The sequence below is a fragment of the Streptomyces sp. NPDC048506 genome (assembly GCF_040651315.1).
GTDB lineage: Bacteria > Actinomycetota > Actinomycetes > Streptomycetales > Streptomycetaceae > Streptomyces.
Genome location: NZ_JBEZIX010000033.1, coordinates 73,256 through 94,500, shown reverse-complemented (window position 1 = coordinate 94,500; position 21,245 = coordinate 73,256). Strand labels below are relative to the sequence as shown.

Here is a 21,245-nt window from a genome sequence, read left to right as displayed (position 1 = left end):
CCCTCAGCGCTGCGGCCCCGAAGCGGCGCCTCGCGTGGCCCGGCGCCACAGGCGTCGTTGCAGACGAAGGGTGAGGACGCCGACGACCACCAGAACGACCACGTGGTGGGCACCCCGCGCCAGCGCGGCAAAGCCCAGAGTGACCGCGATGGCCAGCAGGAATCCGACCGTCAGCGCGCGGACCCCGTCCCGGACCCGGCGACGGTTGCCCCGGTCGAGACCGAGGGCGATGCTGGTGATCGCGTTGTACTCGGGGCCGACCACCATGGCCGCCGCGATGAGGATCTGCGAGTTCGTCATGATGCCGACCGCGCCGATGAGTCCGGCGATGGCCAGGAACAGATAGAAGGACGGCACATAGGTGCCCTCCGTCCGGATGTGGGCCTCGACCGCCGCCCACAGCGGCGGGTGGACGAGCGCGCCCGGTTGGTCGGCCTCGATCTGTTCCGTGCGACGCGAGAACATCGTCTCCACGCCGTCGACGGCGATCGACCCCGTGCGGGCGGAGCTGCGGAGCGCTCGTTTCCGGCCGGCCGTCACGGCCTCGGGTCCGGATCGTTCGATCCGGTCAGGGGCCTGGCAACCTTTCCGGCCCGGTCACTGCGCGCAGCGCGGCTGCCACGACGTGCGCCGCGCTGCCGGATGCGTCGATGGTGACGCCCGGCTCGTCGGCCTCCAGCGGATCCAAGGCGTCGTACTGGGAGTCGAGCAGCTCCGGCGGCATGAAGTGCCCCTTCCGGTGCGCGATCCGCTCCGCGGCCACCTCACGGTCAAGAGCCAGAAAGACGAACCACACATCTGCGCCCAGGCGCCGGAACCGGTCCCGATACTCCCGCTTGAGCGCCGAACACGCGACGACGCCGCCGTGACCACTGGCCGCAGTCGCCCGGATCCATTCGGTGAGAGCGGCCAGCCACGGCCGACGATCGGCGTCGTCGAGGGGGTGCCCGGACGCCATCTTGGCGCGGTTGGACGCGGGGTGGAGATCGTCGCCCTCCAGGAACGGCACACCGAGACGGCGTGCCATCTGCGCTCCCACGGTGGACTTTCCGGACGCCGACACCCCCATCACGATCACCACCCGCGCACCGGCCGCCGTGCCGGCCAACGAGCCTCCCTGAGGTGGCAGTGGAACACTGATGCATACATGTCCACTATCGCCGGTCATCCCGCAGAGCGCCGCACGCCCGGCACTCCCGCTCGCTCCGCGTCAGCCGTCGTCGAACCGCAACCTCAAGGTGCCGAGAGGCAGTTGGCGGGACACGCGGACGCGTAACGGGCAGGGACGCCCGCCGACGCCGCTGCGAGCCCTTCGTCGCGAACCGGCAGCATTTGACGCCGAGCCCGCGAAGGAATCACATAGACGTAGGGCACTTCCTGCGTAAAGGTCCATTTCGTTCGGCGTCCCCTCGCGGTCCGCGTGGTTCTCAGGACACTTTGAGTGAGAAGGTCGCTGATCATGACAGCTCAAGCTCCCGAACGAGCCCTGGGTGCCCTTGCCCAGGGTGAGCACCCGGTCTTCGAGCAACTGGCACGGATGACCATAGAAACGCTACCCAATTCCGGCCTCGACGAGCGCACCTACCACCTCGTGCGGCTGGCGGCGCTCATTGCGATGGATGCGGCGCCCGCCTCGTACCTGGCCAATCTCGGCGTGGCGAAAGAGGCCGGCCTGACCGCCGAAGACGCAAAGGCCGTCTGTGTGGCCATCGCGCCGATCGTCGGCAGCGCACGGGTGGTCGACGCGGCAGGCAGCGTGCTGCGCGCGCTCGGCTTCGCCGAACTCGTCAACGAGATGGAGAGGTGACGAGGCGGCTGATGGCCGGGGGCTGACGGCGCATGGCGCGGGCAGCCCCCGTCCTCGTCACCGCATTCCGCATCCCGTATTCCGCATTGCGTGTTTCGTATTCCATATTCCGTATCCGAAAACGTCGAATCCGGCCGACCGCCCGAAGGAGGGGGCGGGGGCCCGGGGGCCGCGCGCCGACAACCGCGTGCCGCACCGGGCGAGTGGTCGGCCGAGAGGGGAGTGAGCAACGGAAGATCAGGGGTCCACGCGACGGCTGAGGAGAGCTGGCCCTGGATGAACGGCGGTGAACGGAACAGGGCCGGGGCACGCCCCGCCCGCACCGAGGGGTCGGTGACGGTCGAGGCCCAGGCGCTGCTGCCGATGATCTGGGCGGACCCGCAGCACATGCCCGAGCAGCTGGCCTTCTTCGCCGTGCGGCGGTTCGGTCCACAGGCCGCCACCGCGGTGGCCCGCCGGAAGCAGCGCAGCCCCCTGGCCGGCGCCGATGAGCTCGGCCGGGATGCCATCGCGCACGGAACGCGGATGACGATCGTCGCCGGTGCCGCGCTGGGAGGGCCGTTCATCGTCGTCATGCCGGTGAGCTTCGTGGCGGCCCTGTTGTCGCAGGCGCGGATGGTGCTCGAACTCGCCGCCGTTGCCGGCAACGACCCGTGCAGCGAGCAACGGGTCGCCGACCTCCTGGTCCTTCAGGACGTGTACCCGTCAACCGAAGCGGCCGGCCGTGCCCTGATCGGGGTGAGCCGTCATCCCCCCGGCGGCCACGGCCGCATTCCCCGGCGCACGCGCTGGTCACTGATCGTCAGGATGGCCGCCGTCCTCGGCCTCACGGGCGGCAACAAGCACCGCGGCAGACTTCAGCGGATCCTGTCGACAGGCATGATCGCCGCACTGTTCCTCGTGGGCATGGTGCTCCCGCTGATCTGGGTGCCGGCGCTCGCCGTGCTCTACCGGCAGAGCACCCTGCAACTGGCGGCCAAGGCCGTGCAGTACTACTCGCCGGGTGCGGCAGGAGATCGGCTCAGACAGCGGCGCCCGTTCGGCCGCCTGCCCAGGACCGCCGGCGTCGCCGTCATCCTGCGCTTCCTGGCCCTCACCCTGCTGCCCTTGCTGGCCACCGCCGCCATCGTCTTCACCGGAGTCCGGCTGACCGGCGGATTCTGGGGTACCGGCCTGCTCGTCATGGTGGTGCTCTCCCTGCTCGTGGGAGGGATCTGGTTCGCCTGCCGGCGGTCGCGGTTCACCGGCGGCTGCCGGCAGGAGCGCGGAGGCGGGCGCTGAACGTGCAGGCTTCGGCGGCCACAACGCCGCGCTGGCCTTCCGCCCCGCCGACTCGTCGGGAGCACGTCCATGAGGCGCACCCACGTGATCACCGGCGCGACGGGCCTGATCGGAGCCGCCCTGGTACTGGAACTCGCACCCCACCCCGACACCGGCGCCATCATCTGCCCGGTGCGTGCCGGGGATGGTGACGGGCACGCCCGGCTGACGGCCGCCTTGACCACGGCGGCTCGGGCCTACCGCACCGACGCCGACACCGTCGCGCAGGCCCTGCGCCTGGTCACGGCCGTGGCCGCCGACCTCACCCGACCCGGCCTCGGCCTCGATCCGGCCCGGCTGAGAACCGCCGGCCCGCTCTGGTTCTGGCACGTCGGCGCGCTGGTCGGCTTCGGACGGGCCAACCGGCGCCGGCCCTTCGCCACCAACACCGCCGGCACCCGACGCACCGTCACCTTGGCCGCCCAGCTCGACGCCGAGGCGTTCCATTACGTCTCCACCGTCTACGTAGCCGGCCACCGCCAAGGCGAGATCCCCGAAGAGCCCATCACCACCCCGACACCGCGTGAGTGCTACGAAGCCAGCAAGATCGCCGCCGAGCGGATCGTGTGGAACGCCCCGCTGCCCACCCGTATCTACCGCCCCACCGCGGTCATCGGCCACCACACCACCCTCGCCTGCGGAGGCCCCTACTCCGGCGTCTACGGCATGATGCGCCGCATCGCTCTGCACCACGCCCTACGCCCCGGGCTCGACGGCGGCCACCATCCCGTCCGCCTGCTCGCTCACCCCGAACTGCCCATCAACCTGGTGCCCGTTGACCACGTCACCCGCGAACTGGTGGACATCGCCCATGCCACCACCCGGCACCGCGTCTTCCACCTGAGCAACCCGACCCCGCCCACCGTGGGCGCCACCCTCGGCGCGATCTTCGGGCAGTTGGGCATCGCCGACTACGAACTCGTCCCCGACCCGGTCCGGCTCCGGGCCCCCGATCTGCACCTCGCCCATCTGCTCCACGAGTTCTACAGCGCCTACCTCACCCACGACCAGCGCTTCCGACGCGACCACACCCGAGCCGCCCTCACCCACCCCGACTGCTCCCGCTACCCGATGGACGACGCTCTGCTCAACCGCTTCTTCGCCCACTACCACCGGCACGAACTCGCCCGTCGACACCGAACCGACGCCGTCCCCGGCCCGGCCTGACCGGTCACCGTCGCTTCCCGCATCCCGCTCCGGCTGCGTCAGGTCGCGGCCGCCCCTGATGCGGACGCCTCCTCGAACTGCGCGAGCATCTCCGGGGACCAGGTCAGGCTGCCGTCCTGTAGATCGCTGATCACCCCTTGCAGCCAGCGCTCCTCGGCGTCGAGGACGGCGAGGAGGTACTCGTTCTCGATCAGCGCGATGCGCGGCAGTCCGGTCGTGGCTTCGGCGGACTGGCGCTCCAGGTCCGCACGCTGGGCGGCGAGTCGCGCCGCCCGCCGTTCCAGGATCGGCGTCACCTCGTCCGGGCTGAGCATGAGCATGTTCGACAGCGCCACCGGGAACAAGGGGAACTCCGCCTTGGGCACCGCCAGCATCTGCTCCAGCCACTCGCGGGTGACCGCCCGGCCCTCATCGGTGACCTCGTAGACGGTCCGCTCGGGGTACTGCTGGTCGCGCTCGGTCTGCCGGACGGCGATCAGTCCACCGGCCTGCAACCGCTCGATGGTGCGGTACAGCCCGGCTCGCTGGCCGACGTTGACGACCTGCTCCTTGCCCCACTGCTTGAGCAGTCGCTGGATGCCGTAGGGGTGCAGCGGCCGGTAGTGCAGCAGCGCCAGCACGGTCAGGCCGAGCGGCGAGCTCTTCACGGAGGCAGACATGCAGGCATCGTAGTCAAGGAGAAATTAGTTGCATTGAGACTAGTTACTTTGCAACTATTGCCTGGCGCTCGGACGGCGCATCCAGCTGACCCATGGGAGGGGTTATGAACGACAACGACGGCCGCGGCTCCGGCGTGCGGACGGCACTGGTCATCGGGGGCGGTGTGGCAGGCCCCGTCACGGCACTCGCCCTGCACAAGGCGGGCATCACGGCGACGGTCTACGAGGCGTACCCCGCCGCGGCGGACGGCGTGGGAGCCTGGCTGGGGCTGGCGCCGAACGGTCAGGCGGCGCTGGCGACGGTCGGTGCCGATGCAGCGGTGAAGGCCGCCGGGCAGCCGGTGCCCGGGGTGGTGATGGCGGACGGCGCCGGCAACCACCTCGCCGGATTCGGCGGTTTCCCCGAGCTGCCCGCCACGCTGACGCTGCCGCGCGACCGGCTCTTCCGGGCGCTGACCGACCGTGCGGTCGCCGCGGGCGTCCGGTTCGCGTACGGCAAGCGGCTGGTCGCCGCCGAGGAGACGCCCGACGGCGTCACCGCCCACTTCGCCGACCAGACCTCCGCGACCGCCGACATCCTGATCGGCGCCGACGGCATCCGCTCCACCGTCCGTACCGTGATCGACCCGCAGGCACCCGACCCCGAGTACGGCGGCGTACTCAGCTTCGGCGGCTACGCGGCGGTGGGCAGTGCGCCCGGGATCGAACCGGGCACCATGTACTTCGCGTTCGGCCGCGCCTTCATGGGCTACTGGCAGGGCCCGGACGGGCGGCCGATCTGGTTCGCCGGACTGCCCACTGACACCCCGCCGAGCCCGGCCGACCTGGCGCGAGTACCCGCCGCCGAGTGGCTGAGCCGGCTGCGTGATCTGTACGCCGGTCATGTCCCGGGCGAGCGGCTCTTGCAGCACACGAGCCCCGACGCGCTGATGGTGGTCGGCCAGATGGAGCGCATGCCGTCCGTACCGCACTGGTACCGCGGCCGGATGGTGCTCGTCGGGGACGCGGTGCACGCCCCGTCCTCCAGCTCCGGACAGGGGGCCTCGCTCGCCATCGAGAGCGCGGTCGAACTGGCCCGTTGCCTGCGCGATCTGCCCACGCCCGGCGAGGCGTTCGCCGCCTACGAGGCCCAGCGCCGCCCGCGGGTGGAGGCGATCGGCCGCAACGCCGCAGCCGTCAACAAGGTCAAGGCCGGCAAGGAGGAGGCCCACGCATCGGCGTTCCCCACCCCCGAGGACATGTTCCGCCCACTCCACTTCCACCGGATCGACTGGGCGGAGACGGTGCACGCCGGGCGCGGGTGAGGACGACCGCGGCGTCACCGACGACGGCGCCGCGCCCACCACGGCCACGGCGCACGACGAGGTCGCAGCCGGAGAACTGCGACCTCGTCACCGCAACCGCGATCACAGCCCTAAGGCGCTTCAGCGGCAGGTGCCTGCCTGGGCACGTGGGTGGTGATCAGGTCACCGACTCCCGCGACCTCGTTCAGAGCCTGGGCCAGCTTCATCAGTACCTTCCGCACCGCCTCGATCTCCGCCCGGAGTTCCGCCGCCCGGTCCCAGTTGCGCTCGTGGGTGACGGGGTCGGTGCCGTCCTGTCGAGTGGCCTCGTGCGCGGTCAGCAGTGGATGCCAACGGCTGAGGAGCGGCCGGATGGACAGGTTCAACACGTTCACCGCCAGGACCCCGAAGGTCACGTGCCCGGGAGGCACCCGCGGCGCGACAGCCGGTCCGTACCGTCGCAGGATCTCCCGAGTGGTGCCGAAGACCGTGTACAAGGACGACAGCGCCTCCCTCAACAGCCCCTCGTTCTCGCCGAGTTCGACGACCGTGACCCGCGTCGCCAGTTCGACATAGAGTTCCCACGCCGCCTGTCTCTCGGACTCCTCCGGTTGCCAGACCCCGCTGATCTCGGCCACGAACGGGATCGTGAGCTTGACCGTGACCTGGTGCGTCGTCAACCTGCCGCCTCTGGTGCGGCTGCCTAATCTCCGCCGGAGTGCCATTTCCCAATCCTCCCCTGTCCACAAACTCGCCGTGACAATCTACGAGTTGACGCAGACCGGACGCGATACGACCATGCGGGGGACGGGTATGGAACAACGCCCACACCACTACGACGTCTTCATCTCCTACAGCCATCAGCGGGACATCCCGCTGGCCGAAGGGCTTGAGGACGGCTTTGCGGCCGTGGGCCGTGAGCGTCGCTTCCCCCCTCGTGCGGGCGCGAAGGTCTTCCGGGACACTACGAGCCTCGCCGCGAGCAGCGACCTGTCCGGCGCGATCAAGACGGCCCTGGCGGGGTCCCGGTACTTCGTCTACCTGGCCTCGCCCGAGGCCGCCGCCTCCCCCTGGGTGCGTCAGGAGATCACCTACTGGCTCAACAACCGTTCCCTGGACCGCTTTCTGATCGCACTCAGCGCCGGAACGATCGCCTGGGACGAGAGCGCCTCCGACTTCGACTGGTCTCGTACGACGGCCCTCCCGGACGTGCTGCGGGGCGCCTTCGCGACCGTGCCGCTCTGGGTGGACTTCCGCAAGTTCCGGGAAGCCGCCGCGTACGACGTGTCGCCGGGAACCGAGTTCCGCGACAGAGTCGTCACGGTCGCCGCTCCCGTGCACGGCCTTCGCAAGGACGAGCTGGACAGCAAGGACCTCCACCTCATCCGTCTCGCGAAGCGCAGAAGGAGCTGGGCGCGGATCGTGGCCTCGGCCACTGTCGTGGTCATGATCGCGACGGGTGTCTATGCGTGGTCGCAGAGCGGCAGGGCCGATGCCGGCGCACGGACCAACGCGTCACAGGCCCTGGCCGCACGTTCCCTGGAGACGGCGGCGAGGGACCCCCGAAAGGCCGCCCAGTTCGCCCTCTACGCCTATGCCGTCGAGCACACGGGCGAAGCCGCCCAGGCGCTGGGGCGGGCCGTGGCGGCCAACGACAGTGCGTCGCGGCACTTACAGGCGGGGAACGAGGAGGTATCCGGGTATGAAGGCGCCGGGCACAGTCCCGCCACCAATGTGACGGTCAGCCGGGACGGCAGCATGCTGGCCTACTACTCCGGCCTCGACCCCGAGATCGTCAACAGCGACAAGCGTGGGCTGATCCATCTCTACGACATCCGCGCCCACAAGACGCTGCCGGGACTGCGCGGCAGCTCCTGGCCCCAGGACGGCGGTGGCCTCGCCCTCAGCCATGACGGTCGTCTGCTCGCGGTGGAAGCCCCGTTCAACCAGATCGAAGTGTGGGACGTTCCACGGCAGAAGCTGCTCCGGACGATCGTCGCAAGCGACGGAGGAAAGCTGGCAACGGCCTCCACGGGGCTGCGCTCGTTCGCCTTCTCCGGCGACGGGAAGCGGCTGGCCGCCACGTTCTTCACCCCCACGTCCGTCGAGGGGGAGCCCGACTTCCATCTCGCTGTCTGGGACGCATCCACCGGGCACCTGCTGAGCAAGGAGAGCGTCGCCCCCGAAGCCTTCTCCCTCGCCTTCGACACCAAGCACCGTCTCCAGGCCCTCGACTCCCGGACCGGACGTGTCCGTACCCTCTCACCGGACTCGGAATCCTGGACGGCACCACGACGCCTCTCCGGCTTCCCGCCCACCGACGTCATGTCCGTCACACTGTCGGACGACGGCGCCCGGGCCTATCTCGACGCCGGCTCCTCAGGGGGCAAGGGCCAACTGTGGGACCTGGTGAAAGGCCGACGTCTGAGCACGTCCGCCGCTCACGCGCTCGACCGCCCCGCCATGCCCGCCGATTCCCGCGGGTCGCTGTTCGCCGCCGGTTCCTCGGGCCAGGAGGTCGCCGTCTACGACGCGGCACTGCGGCCTCGGCGCGTGCTCGGCTCGTTCGGATTCCGGGTGCGCACCCTCTCGGCCTCGGGCGACGGCACATGGGTGGCCGCCGGATCCAGCGACGGGGCCGTCTCGCTCTTCTCCACCAGCAGCCTCCAGGCCGGCACCGTCCTCCAGAACGAGCAGCATGTGAAGGACACCGAACTCACCCCGGACCACCGGCTCGCCTTCCGCGCCGGGCGGCACGGGACCGACCTGTGGACCGTCGGCGAAAAGGGCATCCAACGCCTCGGACACATCCCCTGGAGACTCGCCAACGAGCCTGTCCGCCAGGACGGTGTGATCGCCAGTCGTGACGGTACGCGTGTGGTGGTGGCTCAGGAGAGGATGGTGTCGGTCTGGGATCCCCGCACGGGAACGCAGGTGGGTTCCCCGAGGGCCATCGACAGGTTCACGCCGGTGTCCTTCCTCCCGGACGATCGCCACATCATCGCGATGAGGGGGAACGCCGTGACGGTGATGGACCCGCGCTCAGGGCAGATTCGGCAATCCGAGCCCTTCAAGGACGCCTGGTCGGCCGACATGGCGGTCAGCGCGGACCGCACGACTCTGGCCGTTCTGGACGTCCACGCGCTCTCCGTCTACCGCTGGTCGGAGAGCAAGGGGCTCCAACTGGTACGGAAGCAACCGGTCGCGACCACGGACACCTTCGAGAAGTACGTCACGGTCAGTCGGAACGGTGGGAAGGTGGCCGTCGTCAACAAGGACAAACGCCTCTCGGTGCTGGACGTCGCATCCGGGCGGGTCGTGCACAGCACGGCCGTGTCCCCCAACGGTCAGATGGCCGCGGCCTTCAGTGAAGACTCCGCGTTCCTCGTCCAGGCGTACGGCAGTGGCCGCGACGCCGGCCTCCAGTTCTGGGACACCGCCTCGGGTGACGACCGGGGGACGTGGGAAATGCAGGGCCAGAACAGCGGCTCGGTCGGCGTCGGCGCAGACGTCTTCGCCGGTCCCGAGGGCTCCCTCCTGGCCTTCGGGGCCGACGGCTCCCTCGTGCGCCGCACCATCGATCTCGCGGCCTGGCGCGAGATCCTCTGCACGCTCGCCCCCGATCCGCTCCCCGCGGTCGAACGCGAGCGCTACCTCGAAGACGTGGATGTCGCAGCCCCCTGCGGGACCGCCCGCGGGTGAACGGTGCGCCGTTCGGGCCGCGCCAACGGGCCGCTACTGCGTGTGGTTCGCCGATCGCGCCCTGTCGGTCGACCAGGGCGCATGGTGTCCGCCTTCCACCGTTCACCGTCCGTCGTCACCCCCTGGCACGTACGCGGCGGACGGCGGTCGGCGCCATGTGAACGGCTCCGGGACCGTATGCCGTCGTCGGTGGCGCTGGTGAGCTGCCCCGAGGCGGTGCATGGTGGAGAGGTGTCCATCCGGCATCCGGTTGCCGGTGTGCGGCAGGCATGGAAGTCGAGCCATGCGCTGCTGCTGATTCCTCTCGTGCTCATCGTGGCGATCACGGTCGTGGACTTGCTGGTGCCGGCCGATGTGCACCTGGGGCCGCTGCTGGTGATCGCGCCCGCGATCACCGCCTCGTTCGCCGGTCCGTGGCTGACCGGGGCGATCGGGCTGCTGGCCGTGGCGGCCCAGGCTTTCATCGGCTGGCACTTCGGTGCGCTGTTCACCCGCAACGTGCTGGTGCAGCTCCTCGCGCTCACGGTGCTGTCGTGCCTGGTGGTGTTCTACTGCGTGGCGCGGGAACGGCGCCGGGCGGAGCTGGCGCAGGTGCGGTCGGTGGCCGAGGCCGCCCAGCACGTGCTGTTGTGGCCGTTGCCCGAGCGGATCGGGCCGCTGCGGATCGCCTGCCTGTACTTGGCTGCCGAAGACGAGGCACAGGTCGGCGGGGACCTGTATGCGGCCACCCGCACCGACGACGCGGTCCGGGTGATGATCGGCGATGTGCGGGGCAAGGGGCTGTCCGCCATCGGTGAGGCCGCCCTGCTGCTCGGTGCCTTCCGCGAAGCCGCCCACCGGCGCACCACGCTGCCCGATCTTGCCGCCGCCCTGGAGGAGAGCGTGTCCCGCTACCTGACGGACTTCGAGCCGGCGGAAGAGGCGGGGGAGCGCTTTGCCACCACGCTGCTGCTGGAGGTCCCGGACGGGGACCACATCACGCTCATGACCAGCTGCGGCCACCCCCCGCCCCTGCTGCTGAGCCCCGGCGGCGCCGTCACCGCCCCGAGCCTGCATCCGGCGCCACCATTGGGGATCGGCGCAGTCGGCCCGGCGGGCTACACCCTGGACGTGGTCTCCTTCCAACCGGGAGACACGCTCCTGCTCTACACCGACGGCGTCGTCGAGGCGCGCGACGCCTCCGGCGGCTTCTACCCGTTCGGCGAACGGGCCGCCCAGTGGACGGGGACCAGCCCCGAGGTGTTGCTCCACCACATCCGGCGCGATCTCCTCGGCCACGTCGGGGGACACCTCGCCGACGATGCGGCACTCATCGCGCTGCACCGCACACCCACCGTGCACCGCGGTCGACACCCCAGGCGGGGCCTGCACATCGGCGGGTTCGGCCACGGCTCCGACGGCGAGCCGGGTGGGACCCTGTTCCGCATGGCCGGAGCTTCTGGCGGTGCGAACTGACGTCACGTCAAACTGCGCTGTTGTGAGGGGTGTCAAGGGCGCCGTGCCGAACGTGGACGGTGCGTACTTCGGCCGTCGACCCATGCCTGCGGCGGCGCGACGCAGGTCACATCCGTCCATGTCACAGGAGGTCGGGCTATCCCGTCTCAGGGGTGTAGCCACTGACGACCACGAAGGAGCACACCATGGACGCGCGACTGAACTACTTCGCCGACCCGACCGCAGGCAAGGCCCTCAAGTACGTCATGTCGGCGGGCAAGGCGCTCAAGGACTCGCCGCTGCCGGCCGCGACGCAGGAGCTGGTGGCACTGCGCGTGAGCCAGATCAACGGCTGCGCCGGCTGCATCGACATGCACACCAAGGAGGCCGCCGCTGCCGGCGAGACCCCGGTGCGGCTGAACCTGGTGGCGGCCTGGCGGGAGGCCACGGTCTTCACCGAGGCCGAGCGGGCCGCGCTGGAGCTGGCGGAGGAGGGTACCCGGGTCGCGGACGCGGCCGGTGGGGTCGGCGACGAGGTGTGGGCGCGCGCCGCCAAGCACTACGACGAGGAGCAGCTCACCGCCCTGACGATGATCATCTCCTTTATGAACATGGTGAACAGGCTGAACGTCATCACCCGGCAGCCGGCCGGCAGTTACGAGCCCGGGCAGTTCCACTGAACGGCATCGGCAACCGGCTCGGGGCCCGTCTGCGGGCTCCGAGCACCCGGGCTGGGGGACGTTGACCCGGCCTGCCGGTGATCCGGATGATCACCAGAAGACGCCTGCGCCAGCGAGTACGGCCGGGTGGGAGGGGTTCAAGAGGGATGCGGGGGAGATCCGGCGTGAGCAAGGTCGAGGACTTCGAGGAACTGCGGCCGCTGCTGTTCTCGATCGCCTACCGGATTCTGGGCAGCGTGAGTGAGGCAGAGGACGCGGTGCAGGAGACCTGGCTGCGCTTCGACGCCTCGGCGACCCGGCCGACGTCGACCAAGGCCTTTCTGTCCGCCGCGGTGACCCGGATCTCGATCGATGTGCTGCGCTCCGCGCGGGTGCGGCGCGAGGAGTACGTCGGCCCGTGGTTCCCCGAGCCGCTGCTGAGCGATCCGTATCAGGATCCGGCGCGGTCGGTGGAGCTGGCCGACTCGGTGTCGATGGCGGCGCTGCTGCTGCTGGAGCGGCTCAGCCCGCTGGAGCGGGCGGTGTTCGTGCTGCGGGAGGTGTTCGCCCTGGGCTTCGACGAGGTCGCCACGGCGGTGGGGCGTTCGGAGGCGGCATGCCGTCAGCTGCTGGTGCGGGCGCGGCGGCACATGGAGGCCGGGCGGCCACGGTTCGCAGCGGACCGTCAGGAGCGGCAGGAGCTGGCGACGCGGTTCTTCGACGCGCTGAAGAACGGCGATGTGGGCGGGCTACAGAGTCTGCTGGCCGCCGACGTGCAGCTGGTCGGGGACGGCGGTGGCAAGGCCCCGCAGCTGGCCAGGGCCGTCATGGGTGCGGAGAACGTGGCCCGGCTGCTGGGCGCGGTCTTCCCCTGGCTGATCCGGATCGACGTGACGTTCGAGCCGCACGAGGTCAACGGCCAGCCCGGCGCCGTCTTCCGCGACCGGGACGGCAAGGTGAGCCACGCCATGGTCCTCGATGTGCTCGACGGGCAGATCCAGGCCGTCCGCACGGTGAGCAATCCCGACAAGCTCGGCCACCTCGGGCCGGTTGCCGACGTCTGGGCTCTCGACCGCGAGGTGAAGCAGGCCCGTCGGCAGCGGAACTGACCGTGGGTCCGTCGGTCACCGGCGGTTGCCTCTCGCGGTGGCACCCTGAGAAACGGAGTCCTGCCCTCCGGAGTGGAGGCGCGATACGTGACGGGAGCGGCCGATGGCGCACACCGAACAGAACGGCCCGGGCACCCTGGTCGGTGGATCGGATGCACCTCCGCTCGCGGCGTGAACAGGCGTAGGGCAGGTGGAGAGCGGATGCGGAGGGCGACGGACTCCGGAGCGGGCCTCCCGCAGTGGTCGGGTCTGTCGTCGGAGGAAGCCGCGCGGCGACGGGAGCGCCACGGGCCCAACAAGCTCCCGGAGGAGCCGCGGACGCCCGTGTGGCGGCGGGTGTTGCAGCAGCTGCGAGACCCGCTGATCCTGGTTCTGCTGGTGGCCGCCGCCCTGACGATCGCCACCGGTGACCTGTCCGATGCCGCCGTGATCCTGCTCGTGATCACGGTGAACACCGTCGTCGGCGTCGTGCAGGAGGTGAAGGCGGAGCAGGCGGTCATGGCGCTGTCCGCCATGAGCGCCCCCGCCGCCCGGGTGGTGCGGGACGGCGCGGAACGATCCGTTCCGGCTGCCGAGGTGGTGGCCGGTGACCTGGTTCTGCTGGCCGAGGGGGACATCGTTCCGGCTGACGGCGACGTACTGGCCGCGACGTTGCTGCTGTCGGACGAGTCCTCGCTGACCGGCGAGTCCGTGCCGGTGGAGAAGGCCCCGGACAGTGACAGGTCGCGCGGCACGGTGTCGGCGGGCACGGTCATCGTCCGTGGCCACGGACGCATCGCGGTCACCGCCATCGGGGCCGACAGCGCGCTCGGCCGGATCGCCTCCCTGATGGGCGCGGCGCCCGGTCCGACTCCGCTCCAGCACCGGCTGGCGGGGTTCGGCCGCGTTCTGGCGGCCGTCACCGTGGTGCTGTGCGCGGTGGTCCTCGCTCTCGGATTGGTGCGCGGTCAGCCTGTGGAGTTGATGATCGTGGCGGCGATCAGCCTCGCCGTCGCTGCCGTCCCGGAGTCCCTCCCGGCCGTTGTGACGCTCGCTCTCGCGCTGGGAGCTCGGCGGATGGCGGACCGGCACGCCATCGTCCGCCGGCTGCCCGCGGTGGAGACGCTGGGCTCGGTGACCGTGATCGCCACCGACAAGACCGGCACTCTGACCGAGGGGCGCATGCGCGCCGAGCAGCTCTGGACGCCGCACGGAGAGGCCGCAGTCGAGGGTACGGGCTATGAACCTCAGGGCCGGGTCGTTCGCGGCGGTACGTCGGTGACCGCGGGCGATGCGCCCGACCTGGCGGCGTTGCTGTGTGCCGCGATGCTGTGCAACGACGCGGCGCTGGAGCCTCCGTCGGACCGCTCCACCCAGTGGCGTGCGCTGGGCGATCCCACGGAGGCCGCGCTGCTCGTGGCCGGAGCCCGCCTCGGGCTGGACCGGGCCGCGCTGGACCGCGAGCTGCCACGCGTGCAGGAGATTCCGTTCGACAGCGGTCGCAAGCGTATGACGACCGTGCACCGGCGACCGGAGGGCGGGTTGCGGGTCGTGTGCAAAGGGGCGCCGGAAGCGTTGCTCCGGCCGCGGATCCTGGCCGACCGCCCGGACGCGCTCGCCCGTGCGACGGCACGGGCGGAGGTGCTGGCACGCCGCGGATATCGGGTGCTCGCCGTCGCCTCCGCCGACCACGAGGGAACGGTACAGCCCTCCGGGACGTGGGAGTCGGGCCTGTCGCTGCTCGGCCTCGTCGGCATCCTGGACCCGCCCCGGAGCGCGTCCGGGACGACCATCGCCGCCTGCAAGCGTGCCGGCATCGTCCCCGTACTCATCACCGGTGACCATCCGCTGACCGCACGGGCCGTGGCCGAGCGCCTCGGCATCGCCGCCCGCGACGAGGACGTCACCACCGGCCAGCGGATCCGGGAAGGCACGGCGGGCGATCTGACGGGCGTGCGGGTATGCGCCCGTACCACCCCCGAGCAGAAGCTGGACATCGTTCAGGCGTGGCGTGGGGCGGGTCACGTGGTGGCCATGACGGGGGACGGCGTCAACGACGGCCCGGCCCTGCGCCGGGCCGACATCGGCGTGGCCATGGGGCGGCGCGGCACCGAGGTGGCACGCCAGGCGGCCGATCTGGTACTCGCCGACGACAATCCGGCCACGATCGTGTCGGCCGTCGAGGAGGGCCGCCGGGTCTACGCGAACGTGCGCCGCTTCCTGCTCTACGCGCTCGCCGGGGGCACCGCGGAGATCCTGGTCATGCTGCTCGGCCCCTTCCTGGGGATGCCGCTGCCGCTGCTCCCCGCGCAGATCCTGTGGATCAACCTGCTCACGCACGGCCTGCCCGGTGTCGCGCTCGGCGCGGAGCCCGTCGCCCCGGACACGATGCGGCACCCGCCCCGGCCTCCCGAGGAGAGTGTGCTGGGTGCCGGCCTGTGGCCGCGGATCCTGTTCATAGGGGCCTTCGTCGCCACCGTCACACTGGCGGCCGGCGTCTGGGCCCGGGAGACCGGACGCCCCTGGCAGTCCATGATGTTCCTGGTCCTCGGCGCCACCCAGCTCGGCGTGGCGCTCGGATCCCGGGCTCGCCCGGGCACCCTGGCCAACCCTTTCCTGCTGGTCGCCGTGGGCACGGCACTGAGCCTCCAGGCAGCCGGCGTCTATCTGCCCCCGCTGCGGGACCTGCTGGGTACGGAGCCCCTCCCGCCCGTCGACCTGGCGATCGCCTGCGCGTTGTCCGGCCTCGGTCATGTCGTGATGCGCCTCCAGGCGCGGCTGAGACCGGAACGCCCACCGGGTGCGGGCCCGTTGGAGCCGGGGGAGGGTGGGACGCCTGCTGCTCCGGGGCATGGTTGAGCGCCGCAGCGGGGACCTCGCCGGTCTTCGGCGGCGCATGGGGCGCCGGGGAGGCCGGAGGGGGAGGGCACTGCCTCGGGTGTGCTCGGAGCACCGGTGCCCTACGGCGCGGGGGAAGGGCCGGACGGCCCTGTCCGGCCGGCTCGAAAGGTTCCAGGCTGGGTGGTGACGGCGGTCGGACGTTCACCGCGCTCATGTGGGGCCGTGCGAAGCCGGCCGGCTTCCGAGGAGGCGTCACCATGCCGAGCACTCCCATGCCGAGCACTCCGCACCTCGTCAGCGACGTGATGACCCAGCCCGTCGCTGCCGTCGATCACCAGGCCCGCTTCAAGGAGATCGTCCGGACCCTGCGGAGCCGGCGGGTGAGTGCCGTACCGGTGCTCTCGGCCGAGCGGCGGGTGATCGGAGTGGTGTCCGAGGCCGATCTGCTGCCCAAGGAGGGCTTCCGGGAGGCGGACCCGGCAAGGTTGGAGCGGTTGCGGGAGTCCGACGACGTGCGTCGGGCGGAGGCGGTGACGGCCGGGGAGCTGATGACCAGTCCCGCGGTGACGGTACTCGCCGACGCCACGCTGGCCCAGGCAGCCCGGACGATGGCGCGGTCATCCGTCAAACGACTGCCGGTCGTGGACGGAAACGGGCTGCTCGTGGGCATCGTCAGCCGTTCCGACCTGCTGAAGGTGTTCCTGCGGTCGGACGACGACCTCGCGCAGGAGGTCCGCCAGGTCCTCGGGAAGTTGTTCACCGTGCCGGAGAAGGAACTCGACGTGGCCGTCGTCGACGGGGTGGTCACGCTGAGCGGGCACGTCCGCGACCGGTCGCTGGTGCCCGTCATGGCGCGCCTGGTGCGCGGCATCGAGGGAGTGGTGGACGTGAGCTTCGACGTGACGGGCGGTGCCTCGGTACGGGCCGTGCCGTCCGGTGTGAGCTCGCCGTTCTGACCGGGGGCGGTCCCGGCCGGTCGGCCGGAGGTAGGGCCGGACGGCCCCTGCCCCGCACCGGCGGGCACCAGCACGCTGAAGGTGTCGCAGTGGCCCGTAGGGAGGAGGCGTCATGGCGCACACCCCGCACAGCGTCAGCGATGTGATGACCCAGACGGTGGTCGCCGTCGGCCAGGACGCACGCTTCAAGGAGATCGTCGAGACCATGGAGCAGTGGAAGGTCAGCGCGCTGCCGGTGCTCGCGGGGGAGGGGCGGGTGATCGGCGTGGTCTCCGAGGCCGACCTGCTGCCGAAGGAGGAGTTCCGGGACGAGGACCCGGACCGGATGGACCAGCTGCGCCGGCTGGACGACCTGCGCAAGGCCGGTGCCCTGACGGCCGGCGAGCTGATGAGTACCCCGGCGCTGACGGTGCACGCCGGCGACACCATCGCTCAGGCGGCGCGCACGATGGCGCGCAAGTCAGTCAAGCGGCTGCCCGTGGTCGACGGCCAGGGGATGTTGCAGGGCATCGTCAGCCGCGCGGACCTGCTGAAGGTCTTCCTACGCTCCGATGAGGACCTGGCGGCGGAGGTGCGCACGGAGATCGTCGACCGGCTGTTCGCGGACGAGTCGACGGAGGTCGAGGTCAGTGTCGTGGACGGGGTGGTCGCGCTGCGCGGCCGGATCGCTGAACGGGCTCTGCTGCCCGTCGCGGCCCGTCTGGTGCGAGCCGTCGAGGGCGTGGTGGACGTGACGTTCGACGTCCGGGACGAGCGGGAGCCGGATGAGCGGACGGGGCGGTCGTCCCAGGGAGCGGGGCGGTCGACCCGGGGTGAGGAGGTCCGGCGGGTCCGTTGAGTCGGGTTCCGCCGACCGTGTGGGACCGGTCGGCGCGGGAGGCCGGGCGATGCCGGAGAAGGGACATGGCGCGATGACGGAAACGGCCGCCGCCGTCCGCACGGTGTGCGCACTGCTCGCAGACGGAAGCACGGCCCGGCTGCGTCCGGCGTGCCCGGAGGACCGCGAGCAGGTGCTGCGGTTCTACGACGACATGTCGGCGGACAACCTGCGCAGCCGGTTCTTCGTGGTCAGCCGCCGCTCCGGCGAACGGGCGGCCGAACGGCTCTGCGCGCCCGGCGCCCCCGGACACCGCACCCTGGTCGCCCTGCACGGCGACCGGCTGATCGGTGTCGCCGAGTACGAGACCGGAGACGACCCGACCACCGCGGAGATCGCCCTGGCGGTCGCCGACGACTTCCACCACCGCGGCGTGGGCACCCTGCTCCTGGAACACCTCGTACACACCGCCCGGGAGAACGGCATCGTCGCCTTCACCGCCGACGTGCTCGCCGACAACCACCCCGTCCACCGCGTCCTGGCCGACCTCGGGCTGCGCATCACCCGGCGGTACGACGGCAGCACGGTGCACGGCGTCATCCGGCTCGCACCGGACGAGAAGTACCGCTTTGCCGTGGACCTCCGGGGCCGCACCGCCGACATCGCGAGCCTGCGGCCGCTGCTGAGACCACACTCGGTCGCGGTCATCGGAGCCGGGACCAGGCCGGGTTCGGTAGGGCGGGCCGTGCTGCACAACCTGCGCGCGAGCCACTTCGGGGGTCTCCTCCACGCGGTCAACCCGCATGCCCACGCCGTGCTGCACGTCCCGGCGTTCGCCTCCGTAGGGGACCTGCCCCGCGCCCCGGACCTCGCCGTCATCGCGGTCCCGGCCGCTGACGTCCCCGAGGTCGCGGCGCAGTGCGGCCGAGCCGGGGTGCGGGCACTGGTGGTGCTGACCGCCGGCCTCGACGCCGAGCGGACCACGGAGTTGACGGCGGTGTGCCGGCACTGGGGCATGAGGATGGTGGGTCCCGACTGCCTGGGCATCGCCAACACCGAACCGGAGGTCCGGCTGAACGCGACCTTCGCCGTCGGCCGGCCGCTGCCCGGCACCGCCGGCGTCGCCGTGCAGTCGGGCGGAGTCGGCATCGCGCTCCTCGACGGCCTCTCCCGTCTGGGCATCGGCGTCTCCAGCTTCGTCTCGCTCGGCGACAAGCGCGATGTCAGCGGCAACGACTTCCTCCAGTGGTGGGAGTGCGACGACCGGACCGACCTGGCCCTGCTGCACGTGGAGTCGTTCGGCAACCCGCGCGCCTTCTCCCGAACTGCCCGGCGCGTCACCCGCCGGATGCCGGTGCTCACCGTCGATGCCGGACGTTCGGCGGCCGGCCGCCGGGCCGCCGCGTCGCACACCGCGGCCGCGGCCACGCCGACCATGACCCGTCGGGCGCTGTTCACGCAGGCCGGCATCACCGCCGCCCGGACCCTCGGCGAGCTGCTGGACACCGCGGCACTGCTGCACTCCCAGCCACTGCCCACGGGCAGCCGGATCGCCGTCATCTCCAACGCGGGCGGAGCCGGGGTACTCGCCGCGGACGCGTGCGCGGACGCGGAACTCGCCGTCCCCGAGCTGCCCACGAACCTCGTGGCCGAACTCCTCGCCACCCTCCCGGCCGGTGCCAGTGCCGGAAACCCGGTGGACACCACGCCGGCGGTGAGCGCGCCCGCACTGGGCGCGTGCCTGGACCGGATCGCCGCATCCGGTGCGGTGGACGCCGTGCTCACCACCCTGGTGCCGACCGCCCTGGCCACCGCGGTGGGCACCGACCTGGCCACCGCGCTGACCTCCTCGGGACACCCGGCACGAGCCCGCTGCCCGGTCGTCGCGGTCCTGCTCGACCAGCCGGAACGCGTCCGCCTGCTCCGCGCCGACGACGGGCGGACGGTGCCGGCGTACGGCGAGCCGCGGTCGGCGGCGCGTGCTCTGAGGCACGCCGCCGAACGCGCCCGCTGGCTGGCCCGGCCGCAGGGGCACGTCGTGGAGCCGGTCGGTGCCGATTCCACGGAAGCACGCGCTCTTGTCGCGGAGTTCCTCGCCCAGGACCCGGCCGGCGGCTGGCTGGACGCCCGGCAGACCGCACGGCTCCTTGAGTGCTACGGCGTTCCTCGGGCGCCGCAGGCCTACGTCACCACCGAGCAGGAGGCAGTCGAGGCCGCCGGCCGCGTGAGGGGCCGCTCCGGCGCAGCGGTGGCCCTGAAGGCACAGGGGCCCGGCATGGTCCACAAGACCGAGCGGGGCGGCGTCCTGCTGGACCTCCGCGGCGAGCGCGACGTCCGGTCCGCCTACCGCGACCTGACGGCCCGGCTCGGCACGGCGATGACCGGGGCGCTGGTCCAGCCCATGGTGGAGCGGGGAACGGAGCTGCTCGCCGGGGTGGTGCAGGACGAGGTGTTCGGCGCGCTGGTGGTCTTCGGCCTCGGCGGCACCACCAGCGAGCTGCTGGCCGACCAGGCGGCCCGCCTCGCGCCGCTGACCGATACCGACGTCCACGAGCTGATCACCGCGCCCCGCTGTGCACCGCTGCTGTTCGGCTATCGAGGCGCCGAGCCGGTTGATCTCGCCTCCCTGGAGGCACTGTTGGCGCGGCTCTCCCGGATGGCCGACGACCTTCCGGAGCTTGCCGAGGCCGAGTGCAACCCCGTGATCGCCCGGCCGGACGGCAGCACCGTCGTGGACGCCCGGGTCCGTCTGCTGCCGCGCCGGGCGGCCGATCCGTCGCTGCGCCGACTTCCGTGAGGTCGGGCAGCCGGTGTCAATGTGTGTGGAGGAAGGGCCCGAAATGAAGCGTCGACGGGTCGGGGCCGTCATGACCGGCGATGTCGTCCGAGCGCGCAGCGGGACGCCGGCACATGAACTGGCGTGCTGGATGGCGGAGTTCGGCATCAACGGCGTGCCCGTGGTGGACTCCGACGACAGGGTGCGCGGGGTCGTCTCGGCCACCGACCTGGCACGTGCACGGAGCGCGGGCCGCGGCTTGGACCACTGCACCGCGGAGACGGTGATGTCCGCTCCGGCCCATACCGTCCGCGCCGACGATTCGGTCGTCCGGGCTGCCCGCCTGATGTCCGCGCACGGCATCGAGCGGCTCCCCGTCGTGGACGAGGAGGCACGCCTCGTCGGCATGCTCACCCGGCGGGATGTGCTCAGGCTCTTCGCCCGCTCCGACGAGGAGATCCGGGACGAGGTGATCGACGAGATCGTGGTGCGGACGCTGTGGCTGAGCCCGCGGAGTGTGGACGTCTCGGTCCGTGACGGGGTGGCGACCCTCAGCGGGAGCCTGGACAGCAGCGGCCAGGTGGCCGTCCTGGTGCGGATGGTGCGGCAGGTCGACGGTGTCACCGGGGTGGTCAGTCGGCTCGTCCACCGAGGCGAGTCGGCGTACCCGGGGCCGGGGCCGGCCTTCGACCGGGGCGGCTTCCGGCCGTGACGCCCGGCGCGACGGACGTCCCCG

The 21,245-nt window shown here is 71.5% G+C and carries 17 protein-coding genes; 13 read left to right on the top strand and 4 right to left on the bottom strand.

From position 1 onward, the window contains the following. Positions 1 to 3: 3 nt before the first annotated feature. Entirely contained in the window at positions 4 to 540 is a 537-nt protein-coding gene (locus AB0C96_RS26015; protein WP_362920321.1) for a DUF389 domain-containing protein, read from the bottom strand. 28 nt (positions 541 to 568) lie between these two features. Continuing rightward, positions 569 to 1,108 carry a gluconokinase gene (locus AB0C96_RS26010; RefSeq protein ID WP_362920320.1) on the bottom strand — a complete coding sequence of 180 codons (540 nt, stop codon included), beginning with the start codon at positions 1,106 to 1,108 and terminating at the stop codon, positions 569 to 571. A 351-nt stretch (positions 1,109 to 1,459) separates the two neighbouring features. Here AB0C96_RS26010 and AB0C96_RS26005 point away from each other — a divergent pair, with 351 nt between their 5' ends. The 3 genes from AB0C96_RS26005 (at position 1,460) to AB0C96_RS25995 (ending at position 4,294) form a co-directional block, all read left to right on the top strand. Further along, positions 1,460 to 1,807: a carboxymuconolactone decarboxylase family protein gene (locus AB0C96_RS26005; protein WP_362920318.1), complete on the top strand. Its 348-nt coding sequence runs from the start codon at positions 1,460 to 1,462 to the stop codon at positions 1,805 to 1,807. A gap of 276 nt (positions 1,808 to 2,083) precedes the next feature. Further along, positions 2,084 to 3,088 (top strand): hypothetical protein, encoded by a 1,005-nt coding sequence (locus tag AB0C96_RS26000; protein WP_362920316.1) that lies wholly within the window; start codon positions 2,084 to 2,086, stop codon positions 3,086 to 3,088. 69 nt (positions 3,089 to 3,157) lie between these two features. Continuing rightward, entirely contained in the window at positions 3,158 to 4,294 is a 1,137-nt protein-coding gene (locus AB0C96_RS25995) for an SDR family oxidoreductase (RefSeq protein ID WP_362920315.1), read from the top strand. 38 nt (positions 4,295 to 4,332) lie between these two features. On the opposite strand, the gene AB0C96_RS25990 is transcribed toward AB0C96_RS25995, so the two are convergent. Then, the gene (locus tag AB0C96_RS25990; RefSeq protein ID WP_362920313.1) at positions 4,333 to 4,953 is read right to left on the bottom strand and encodes a PadR family transcriptional regulator; all 621 of its coding nucleotides are present in this window, start codon (positions 4,951 to 4,953) and stop codon (positions 4,333 to 4,335) included. A 104-nt stretch (positions 4,954 to 5,057) separates the two neighbouring features. Between AB0C96_RS25990 and AB0C96_RS25985 the strand changes: the two genes are divergently transcribed. After that, positions 5,058 to 6,257, top strand: coding sequence for an FAD-dependent monooxygenase (locus AB0C96_RS25985; RefSeq protein WP_362920311.1), 1,200 nt, complete (start codon positions 5,058 to 5,060; stop codon positions 6,255 to 6,257). A 110-nt stretch (positions 6,258 to 6,367) separates the two neighbouring features. Here the strand turns inward: AB0C96_RS25985 and AB0C96_RS25980 are convergent, their stop codons facing one another. Next, positions 6,368 to 6,916, bottom strand: a complete 549-nt coding sequence (locus AB0C96_RS25980; protein ID WP_362920309.1) for a hypothetical protein — start codon at positions 6,914 to 6,916, stop codon at positions 6,368 to 6,370. A gap of 133 nt (positions 6,917 to 7,049) precedes the next feature. Here AB0C96_RS25980 and AB0C96_RS25975 point away from each other — a divergent pair, with 133 nt between their 5' ends. From AB0C96_RS25975 to AB0C96_RS25935, 9 genes are all read left to right on the top strand, one after another. Beyond that, entirely contained in the window at positions 7,050 to 9,938 is a 2,889-nt protein-coding gene (locus AB0C96_RS25975) for a TIR domain-containing protein (protein ID WP_362920308.1), read from the top strand. 237 nt (positions 9,939 to 10,175) lie between these two features. After that, positions 10,176 to 11,393 carry a PP2C family protein-serine/threonine phosphatase gene (locus AB0C96_RS25970; RefSeq protein ID WP_362920352.1) on the top strand — a complete coding sequence of 406 codons (1,218 nt, stop codon included), beginning with the start codon at positions 10,176 to 10,178 and terminating at the stop codon, positions 11,391 to 11,393. Between the two features lie 185 nt (positions 11,394 to 11,578). Next, on the top strand, positions 11,579 to 12,052 hold the full coding sequence (locus AB0C96_RS25965; protein WP_362920306.1) for a carboxymuconolactone decarboxylase family protein: 474 nt from the start codon (positions 11,579 to 11,581) through the stop codon (positions 12,050 to 12,052). 164 nt (positions 12,053 to 12,216) lie between these two features. Next, a complete protein-coding gene (locus AB0C96_RS25960) occupies positions 12,217 to 13,140 on the top strand; it encodes an RNA polymerase sigma-70 factor (RefSeq protein WP_362920305.1) in 924 nt (307 codons plus the stop codon). 201 nt (positions 13,141 to 13,341) lie between these two features. Next, entirely contained in the window at positions 13,342 to 15,978 is a 2,637-nt protein-coding gene (locus AB0C96_RS25955; RefSeq protein WP_362920304.1) for a cation-transporting P-type ATPase, read from the top strand. A gap of 254 nt (positions 15,979 to 16,232) precedes the next feature. Next, positions 16,233 to 16,916, top strand: a complete 684-nt coding sequence (locus AB0C96_RS25950; RefSeq protein ID WP_362920350.1) for a CBS domain-containing protein — start codon at positions 16,233 to 16,235, stop codon at positions 16,914 to 16,916. A gap of 112 nt (positions 16,917 to 17,028) precedes the next feature. Then, the gene (locus AB0C96_RS25945) at positions 17,029 to 17,754 is read left to right on the top strand and encodes a CBS domain-containing protein (protein ID WP_362920302.1); all 726 of its coding nucleotides are present in this window, start codon (positions 17,029 to 17,031) and stop codon (positions 17,752 to 17,754) included. Between the two features lie 73 nt (positions 17,755 to 17,827). Beyond that, the gene (locus AB0C96_RS25940) at positions 17,828 to 20,530 is read left to right on the top strand and encodes a GNAT family N-acetyltransferase (protein WP_362920300.1); all 2,703 of its coding nucleotides are present in this window, start codon (positions 17,828 to 17,830) and stop codon (positions 20,528 to 20,530) included. Between the two features lie 43 nt (positions 20,531 to 20,573). After that, on the top strand, positions 20,574 to 21,221 hold the full coding sequence (locus tag AB0C96_RS25935) for a CBS domain-containing protein (protein WP_362920298.1): 648 nt from the start codon (positions 20,574 to 20,576) through the stop codon (positions 21,219 to 21,221). Positions 21,222 to 21,245 lie beyond the last annotated feature (24 nt).